We start from the raw sequence: 9158 nt of genomic DNA, 5'->3' as shown, positions 1-9158 counted from the left end.
AAGAATGTACCTGAGATATTTAATCGTTCGATACTCTTGTAACTAACCCGATTCGTGCCTGCCGTAATTGAGCCAATGTTAGTAGTGGCATTGAATATCATTGTGATTCCTCCAGAACCACCATAATTGGCAGACAATAAATCCTCACCTCCCCCCCCATCTACCGTTTGAGTCACGAAGTTAGAGGAGCTACTATCATAAGAATTACCGCTGCTTACATAGAAGGAATCATTGCCATCGCCCCCAGAGAGGAGGTTATCGCCTATTGAAGAGTCAACATTCAAGGTATCGTTACCAGCGCCACCATCGAGAGTATTATTGCCAGTGGGAGCATAGCCTTGGATGTAGTCCTTCCTTGAAGCAGAGAGATAATCATTCCCATCTTCTCCCTTTAGTAGGTTATTGCCTGATGCATAGTTAATATTTAAGGTATCGTTACCAGCGCCACCATCGAGCGTGTTATTCCCAGAAGTGCCAAAGACTCCGAATTCAAAGTCGTAGAAGCCCCTAGCATCAAGAGAATCATTGCCATCGCCCCCGGAGAGCAGATTATCGCCTGTTGACAAGCCAGCACTCAAGGTATCGTCACCAGCACCACCGTTGAGAGTGTTATTGCCAGACACATAGCCATAGAAGTAGTATCCGTTAGGGCCGAGTCCAATGAGGGTGGGAGAGGCATCAAGAGAATCATTGCCATCGCCCCCAGAGAGCAGATTATCGCCTGTTAAATCGGAATTATCCGATAGAACATCGTCACCTAAACCCCCAATGAGAGTATCATTGCCTGCGCCACCCCTCAAAAGGTCGTTGCCACTTTTGCCGTCAATAATGTCATCACCTTTTTGACCATTGATTACATCATCCGAATTATCAAAGCCGTTGACATTGTTGGAGAGGTCGTTAAGGAAGGTGACTGTGTTTTTGTTGAAGATGGTGCTTTGGGTGGAGTTGGTATCGAAGACATCAAAGCTATCTGTGGTGCTAGTTTGCCCATCAAACACGATATTGCTGACCTGGGCTAAATTGTCTAGGTTTTCTAGGGCAAAGTTCTGCAAGACCACTTTGAAAGCAAGCGCACTTTCAAAAGTGATTTCAGTGTTGTTACCATTTTGAGTTAATTGCAGATTTCTCACAATTAATGTGTCATCAAAATCAGTTCTTCTAAATTGCAAGCTATCCGCTTGGGCAATCACTGCTGCTGATGGGTTTGAGCCTTTACCAATGCCATCGAAATCCGTGATGGTAATAGTACCACTATCAAACACGTGCCGCTGGAAAACAAATTTATCCTTGCCGCTGCCACCAGTTAAAATTTTATTGAGCGAATCAGCACCACTATAAGTGATGTTATACGCACCACTATAAAATGTGTCATTTCCATTGCCACCGTTGAGGGTGCTATTACCATAGATGTCATAGGCGAAGAGAGTATCATTGCCATCACCTCCAAAGAGCAAGTTATTGGCTTTTGGATCGCTAGCATCGAAACCGAAACCATAATCGCCTATCAAATCCTTAATATTTAAGAAATCGTCACCAGCGCCACCGTTTAGGGTATTATTTCCCGCACCAGTGTCAAGAGTGTCATTGCCATCACCTCCAATGAGAGTATCATTGCCATCACCTCCAATGAGAGTATCATTGCCCGTGCCACCTCTCAGCATGTCGTTGCCACTTTTGCCGTTAATGATGTCATCACCTCCCTGACCATTGATTACATCATCTGAGTTGTCAAAGCCGTTGACATTGTTGGAGAGGTCGTTAAGGAAGGTGACTGTATTCTTATTGAAGATAGTGCTTTGGGTGGAGTTGGCATCAAAAACATCAAAACTGTCGGTGATGCTAGTTTGCCCATCAAATAGGATATTGCCAACCTGGGCTAAATTGTCCAGGTTTTCCAAGGCAAAGTTTTGCAGAACAACAACTTGGTTCCCAACCACCTCGCTATCAAAGATGATTTCTAAGTTGTTACCATTTTGAGTTAACAGCAGATTTCTCGCAGTTAATTCCTTAGAACCTGTAAATTGCAAGGTATCCACTTTGGCAATCACCGCCGATGAAGGGTTTGAGCCTTTACCAATGCCACCAAAATCAGTAATGGTAATGGTAGTGTTAGTACCACCCCATAAATCGTCATACACCTCAAAAACAAATTTATCCTTGCCGCCACCACCAGTTGTCAATATTTCATAACTATTACTAGAAAAATCACTATAGATGATATCGTCACCAGTGCCACCATTTAGGGTGTCGTCGCTTCCGTTACCATATAGTTTATCGTCACCTGCTAAACCATTAATCAGGTCATCACTGATTGTCCCATTGAGGGTATCGTTACTGTTAGTACCATTGAGAATTGCCATATTTATACCTACTGAAATCTAAATCGATTTTCTGAGTAACTTCATTTTTGATTTCAACATTCACCCTGTTGAGCAACTTGTAAGTAGCACTTATCTAGCTATCTGGATACTGCTTACAATGATAAATTATGTTTTTACACATTTGAAATACACCTCTAGCTCTTATGCACTGTACAACTTTCTTATTGGTAGCAGGAAATCTGTGTAACTCTACCACGTGTCGCTTCTAACAAAAATTAATTCTATATTGTCTTATTGACGCGTATAACGATGTTTCACACCAATCGGGAAATATTCAAAATCACCCATTGGCGCTAATGTAACCTGTGGTGTTTGATATTCTGCGGGAACATAATTAGCAAACTCGCTATTTAGGCGTAACAGTTGTGAAAGAATAGAAGATGCGATCGCTTGCTTTTTATCTTCACTACCCTCTACCCCTACTGCTAATTCCACAACCACAGATAAAAATCGGTTTTTATCACCATCTTCCTTCACCTGCAACACAAATTTACCCGTCACCCATTCTTGAATTCCTGGTTGTTCTAATCCCACCGTCACATTTTCGGGATAGATATTTGCACCAAAGTAAGAAACTGTAAAATTAGAACGACCGAAGACATAAACAAAAGGTAGCTGATGAATACCTCTAGCTAATTCTTGAGTATCAGAACGAAGATTTTCAAGCGGGTTAAATCCCCATTCAGCTAAAAATTGCAACATGGCATCATAACTAATTATCCCGCCAGTATCTAAGATGTCATAACGCACTAAGGGAATACCGTTATCTCCCGAAAACAGCAATCCGCCATCTTGAACTTCAAAAAAGCGATTGAAAGGATCGTATTGTACTAGCGTGGGTAAACGCGATTCTCCAAATAAAGCTCTCGCTGCATCGGGATTTATTGCTAAAAAGCGGCGGATACAGATACTTAACGGTGTTTCATTACCCAAAACTCCCGCATCCGCAGTGCCGTAGAGTGATGCAAAATCATAGCAAGGATTTCGCGAACCAACTCGTTCGCCAACCAAACTCCGCCATTCTTCACTAAATACTTCTCCCGCCATCACTAATTTAATCTGATATTGCTGCCACTCCACACCACGAGCGATACCAGTATCAATCACATCTTTTAAAAATGGCGGGTATCCTAATAACACCACTTGCTCAAATGCTGAACCTAATTCTTCGACAACTCGCAAGATTTCTTCTTTGTTGTTACCAGGAGTAATTACAGTGATGAGATAACCTTTGTTAGCAAGATAACGACAGCAATTAGTAGTAAACATTCCACCTACCCAAGTGCCTAAAGTGAAACAAATCACTGCTAGGGTACGTCTGCTGTCTGTATAGAAACTATCGTGAAAAATCTGTTCAAAGCGTGTGGCGATTTGGAGTTCATCTGTGAAAAAACGAGGCCAAAATGTCGGTTTACCACTAGAACCTGATGAAGCAGCTATCATGTCGCACGCTTCTAGTTGTCCGTTACGGCACAAGTCAGCTAGAGGATAACGCAGTATATAATTTTGTTTAGCGATCGCTGGTAGTTTCTGAAACTCCTCTAAAGTTTGAATAGTCGCGGGATCAATTTCCCTTTCTGCTAAAAACGCCTTGTAGGCCGGTACATTCGCCGCCACATCGTGAAATAAACTCAAAGCTGGCGAAGTTTGAGTGTCGAGATGCCTTTGCAGTACAGTTTCTAGGGGGGTAGACAAAAAATCTTCAAATGCTTTAATTACCTGCTGCTGTCTTGATTTGCCGTTCATGACGCTTGTTGTTTATCCTGAAGTAGAATCAACACCGTTTAAAATAATTCGTAATTCGTAATGACGCTCCTGCGTCGCTAACGCTGCGCTAACGTAATTCTTAATTCGTAGAATATCCGAAAATGAGGGTATGCGCGTTGTAGTCATTCAATAAAACCTTAATTTATCCTTCAGCACCATGCAGCTCTATTGCAGTAAACAACACACAAATAATGGTAGTAACCGCTTTTGCACCCATTGTGGTGAACCATTACCTCTTGCTGTGGGACAGGTTGTGGATAATCGCTATCAAATTATCCGTCATCTAGGACAGGGCGGCTTTGGACGCACCTATTTGGCGGAAGATATCAATAAATCCCATCAAACCTGTGTGCTGAAGGAATTTGCACCCCAAGTACAAGAAAATCAAGATTTACAAAAAGCTAAAGAGTTATTTGAGAGAGAAGCGAATGTCCTAAAAAAACTCCAGCATCCACAGATTCCGCGTTTTCACGCCTCGCTACAAGTGAAGATAGGCAGTAAAGATTTTTTCTTTTTAGTGCAAGATTATGTGGATGGTGACAATTACTACCAGTTATTAGAACAGCGGGAAAGTCAAGGAAAAACCTTTAGTGAAGAGGAAGTAATCACCCTCCTGCAACAGATTTTACCTGTCTTATCATACATCCACTCACGAGATGTAATTCACCGTGATATCTCTCCCGATAATCTAATCTGGCGGCGTTCTGATAATTTGCCAGTGTTAATTGATTTTGGTGGTGTCAAACAATTGCCAGCTTCTCAAGGTTTTTGGCGCACCAAGTTGGTTGGAAATAACACTCTGCTGGGTAAAAAAGGTTACGCTCCAGAAGAACAGCTACGGCAGGGCAAAGCATTTTTTAGTAGTGATTTATACTCTTTGGCAGTAACAACATTAGTGTTACTCACAGGTAAAGAACCGCAGAAACTATACGATAGTTATCAGGGAATTTGGAGGTGGGGAAAGGAAATCCAAGTTAGTCCCAAACTAGAAGCAGTGTTAAAAAAGATGCTGGCTTATCGACCGAGCGATCGCTATCAACGAGCCGAGCAAATTCTCCGAGATTTACCATCACCAACTGCAACTAAATCTCCAGGCAATTATATTAGCACCAAGATCAAGACGATGGTCGTTGCTCCGGGAAGACAACACGCCAGTGCTGTTGTGAGTAGATTCCAGAGGCAAACGCAAGCGATTGCTAAACCGAGAACTTTCCCTGTTTGGATTCGCCCTTTTATGATGAGTTTAGGAATAACGGCTTTAGTTGGATTAACTTTAGCGGCGGGAAATGCAGCCATTCGGGCGGTAACTTCAATCACCATCCCATCAATTTCATTACCTTCATTACCGCAAATCCCACAGTTTCCAACTGGAAAACCAGCCGGCGACAAAGGAAAAAATAGCGACCTCCAGAAAATTATCAGTCGTCGTCAAGAGTTAGAAATTACTGAAGGATTTTTTATTCGCACAGTAGATGATTTATTTTATACAAAAAAACCAGAATTAAAAGGACGTAGCCTGACATCTAAATCTGAAGATGCTGGTTTACGAGATGAATGGTCTGATATCGCCGATAATTTATTGGATAAACTAGAACAGGCTAACCTCAGTACAGCAGCTCGTCGGAAATTGGGGAACTATAGTCAAAAAGATTACGATACATGGAGACAACAAGCGCGATCGGGACAGTTTGGGAACTATACAATCGATCGGTTGACCAAAGACACCAATGAAAAATTCGATCGCTTGTTTCCCGATCAACAGCGTAGGAAACTCAATCAACAGACTTTTGGTCAAATTTGGTATGCGATCGCAGCCGATCGAGTCAGTAAAGTACAATCTGGCAAATAAGGCGACTGGGGAATAGTAACTTAATAACAAATGACAAATGACAAATGACAAATGACAAAAATATTTTGTTCTAAAGGACATGAAAATTCCCCAGGTAGTCGCTTTTGTCTCCAGTGTGGCGAAAATTTGTTGGATACGCCCATGAGTTATGGTATACAACCGGGACTGACTTTAGGCGATCGCTATGCGATCGTGCGTCAAATTGGCCAAGGTGGCTTTGGACGCACTTATTTAGCTGAAGATGTCAACCGTTTCCGCGAACTTTGCGTTTTAAAAGAATTTTCTCCCCAAGTTCAAACCGCTTACGTTGTCCAAAAAGCTGAAGAACTGTTTGAGAGAGAAGCGAGTGTTCTTTATAAACTGCAACATCCCCAAATTCCCCGCTTCCGGGAACTGCTGCGGCTAAATTTAGGGGGCAAAGAATATCTGTTTTTGGTGCAAGATTATGTAGAAGGGGAAACTTACAATTCTTTGTTAAATACCCGGATACAAAAGGGTTTGCGCTTTACAGAGGCGGAAGTACGCCAATTATTCCAGCAAATTTTGCCAGTGTTGGAATACATCCACTCACTAGGAGTAATTCATCGAGATATTTCTCCAGATAATTTAATGCTTCGGACTGTTGACAAACTGCCAGTTTTAATTGATTTTGGCGGTGTCAAACAAGTAGTAGCAACCGTAGCTTCCGAATATTACCAACCCGGTATGGTTGCACCTCCGCCAGCACCAACCTTATTAGGCAAAATAGGATTTGCACCCCCAGAACAAATGCAAACTGGGTTAGTATCTCCCCACAGCGACTTGTATGCTTTGGCCGCAACAATGTTGGTTTTACTGACAGGGAAACAACCCCAAGAATTAATTGATACCTATACTCTCAGTTGGCAATGGCGACGGGAAGTTAATCTGAGTCAAGATTTGGCACAGGTATTAGATAAAATGCTATCGGCTAGACCAAGCGATCGCTATCAATCAGCCCGTCAAGTACTCCAAGCCCTCAACTCACCCCCAGCGAACTATCCGCCAACTCAATATCCCACTCCACCACAACCCACATCCGCCACCGTCGCCGTCTCCCCACCTCCCCCACCTTCCCCAACCCCTGCATATCCCTCATATCCCTCATCTTCCCCCTCTTCCTCCTGGTGGACACCAACAAAAACCTTCCTGGTGGCGGCGCTAGTCGCTGGGAGTGTGGGATTAATTTGGTGGGGATTGAATGGCAGACGAGATGTCGGGCAAGTCGATCCTAATCCTACAGCCAGCCCCATTCCAACTAGCGAACAACCAACCGATCCTTTAGCGCAATATTCGCCAGCAGAACGAGAACGCAAAGAAAGATTAAGCGATCGCCGTCAACAGTTGGGTATTGACTCTAACTTCTACGTGAACTTGGTGAATCAAGTTTTTTGGGATAGAAATCCCAGTTTACGAGGACGTACTCTCAGCAATGGCCCTGAAGATGAGAGTTTGCGGGCAGAGTGGGATCAAACAGCTTCAGAATTACTAGAAAAGCTTGCACCACTGAGTAATAATGCCCGCCAAAAATTGGGAACTTACACAACTGCTGAACGCGATCGCTGGAAAGTGGCAGTCAACAAAATCAACGTTGGTAGTCGTTCTTTGTATGATTTGGGAGATACTGCATTTTTACGTGTATTTCCTGAGCAGCGGGGTAAAAGTTTTCAAGGTCAGCCCATTGGACAAGTTTGGTACGGATTTGTTAGCGATCGACTCAGTGCAATCCTTGACGGTAGCGCTTTCCAGAAACTTGTCTTCGATCCTGGGGCTACTGGCAAAACAGTCAGCGGTACTCTGCAACCTGGAACTGGTAAAGTATTCATTGCTGGACTTGCCAAAGACCAATCTCTAGACTTGAAGCTAGAAGCAAATTCCCAAGTTTTGTTATCAGTTTATTCACCCTCTGGCAAAATTCGATTTTTAGAAGATTCTACCAAGCGTAGTTTGTCAACTAAATTACCAGAAAATGGATTTTATGAGTTTGTTGTAGTTTCCACAGCAACGAAACCAGTAGATTATCAACTCACTATTACAGCCGAAAATCCCACCGCTCCCCCATTACCAATACCAACGCCCACAGAAACATCCACGCCGACACCAATTCCCACGCCAACGCCGACACCTACGCCGACACCAACTCCCACGCCTACTGAAACCTCCACACCTGAACCTGAACCTACACCAATACCAACTCCTGAGACAACGCCTTAGTACCGCAAGGCGGAATTAAAAATTAAAAATTAAAAATGTTGGGGAAAGGTTAAAGGTTAAGGGAAAATTCCATACCTTTACCCTTTCCCCAACAATGCCAAAAAGTTTATTGTAGTAGTGTCTTTCAATCTGTATGCACTACACCTAAACCTTTCTTGAGCAATAGTGAAACTCAACAAAATCAAGGATTATTGGTGTTGGGTTTCGTTCATCAACCCAACCTACGCATAGATTTATAAAAACTTATTACTACAAAGGTTTCTAATTTTTATCTCGTGAAAGCCATAAATAAAACAACGCTAATCAAAGTCTGTCGGTAAATCTGGTTGGCGATAATGTTGAAAAAGTCGATTGATTTGTGCTGGTGTCACGCGTCCGAGAGAAAGTTCTGGTAACGCACCTTCAGGGAAAAAACCTACTTCTTCAGTTTCAATACTTGATGATGGAGAACCACCAATAAGTTCGCAGTGAAAAAACAGCTTGTAGACATAAAACGGTAATGGTGGATGTCCTTGTTTGTTTCTGTCATAGACTGCTAAGAGTTTGATAGCGCGTGCTTGATATCCCGATTCTTCATATACTTCTTTTACAACTACCTCACTGGCAGACTCGCCAACATCAGCCCATCCACCAGGTAAAGTCCAGCAGCCGTCTACCCGTTCCTTGACTAACAATATAGTATCGTCACGGAAAATTGCTGCCCGCACGTCAACTTTGGGAGTTGCATATCCGAGTTCACGGCTAAATAAATCGAGGACATAAGTGTGTTCTACATTTGAGTAACTCGCCATGATTTCTGTGGCGATCGCCCGCAATTGCTTATAGCGTTCGATATCAAAAGGGTTTTCAGAATAAGTCAAACCATTTTGAGCGATCGCTTGTAACTTCTGTGCCCATTCCAGCCATTTGGTTTCCACAGTTTTTTC

The 9158-nt window shown here is 42.8% G+C and carries 4 protein-coding genes and 1 pseudogene; 2 read left to right on the top strand and 3 right to left on the bottom strand.

All coding sequences use genetic code 11. From position 1 onward, the window contains the following. Window positions 1-2363: pseudogene (locus V7K84_RS12015) on the bottom strand (calcium-binding protein); the annotation flags it as partial. Window positions 2364-2615: 252 nt separating this feature from the next. Next, entirely contained in the window at window positions 2616-4130 is a 1515-nt protein-coding gene (locus tag V7K84_RS12010) for a phenylacetate--CoA ligase family protein (RefSeq protein ID WP_334838287.1), read from the bottom strand. Window positions 4131-4308: 178 nt separating this feature from the next. Here V7K84_RS12010 and V7K84_RS12005 point away from each other — a divergent pair, with 178 nt between their 5' ends. Both V7K84_RS12005 and V7K84_RS12000 read left to right on the top strand, forming a co-directional pair. Then, window positions 4309-6000, top strand: coding sequence for a serine/threonine-protein kinase (locus V7K84_RS12005; protein WP_334838286.1), 1692 nt, complete (start codon window positions 4309-4311; stop codon window positions 5998-6000). Between the two features lie 51 nt (window positions 6001-6051). Then, window positions 6052-8232, top strand: coding sequence for a serine/threonine-protein kinase (locus V7K84_RS12000; protein WP_334838284.1), 2181 nt, complete (start codon window positions 6052-6054; stop codon window positions 8230-8232). Between the two features lie 299 nt (window positions 8233-8531). Here V7K84_RS12000 and V7K84_RS11995 read toward each other — a convergent pair whose 3' ends face one another. After that, on the bottom strand, window positions 8532-9149 hold the full coding sequence (locus V7K84_RS11995) for an NUDIX hydrolase (RefSeq protein WP_334838282.1): 618 nt from the start codon (window positions 9147-9149) through the stop codon (window positions 8532-8534). Between the last annotated feature and the right edge of the window lie 9 nt (window positions 9150-9158).

It is taken from the genome of Nostoc sp. (genome assembly GCF_036917315.1).
Taxonomy (GTDB): Bacteria; Cyanobacteriota; Cyanobacteriia; order Cyanobacteriales; family Nostocaceae; genus Nostoc.
The sequence above is the reverse complement of the archived record's forward strand: the minus strand, read 5'-3'. Positions and strand labels throughout refer to the sequence as shown.

Excerpts from the sequence above, each read along its gene's own strand:
- V7K84_RS12010 (WP_334838287.1), bottom strand. The coding sequence starts at position 4,130 with ATGAACGGCAAATCAAGACAGCAGCAGGTAATTAAAGCATTTGAAGAT.
- V7K84_RS12005 (WP_334838286.1), top strand. The coding sequence starts at position 4,309 with ATGCAGCTCTATTGCAGTAAACAACACACAAATAATGGTAGTAACCGC.
- V7K84_RS12000 (WP_334838284.1), top strand. The coding sequence starts at position 6,052 with ATGACAAAAATATTTTGTTCTAAAGGACATGAAAATTCCCCAGGTAGT.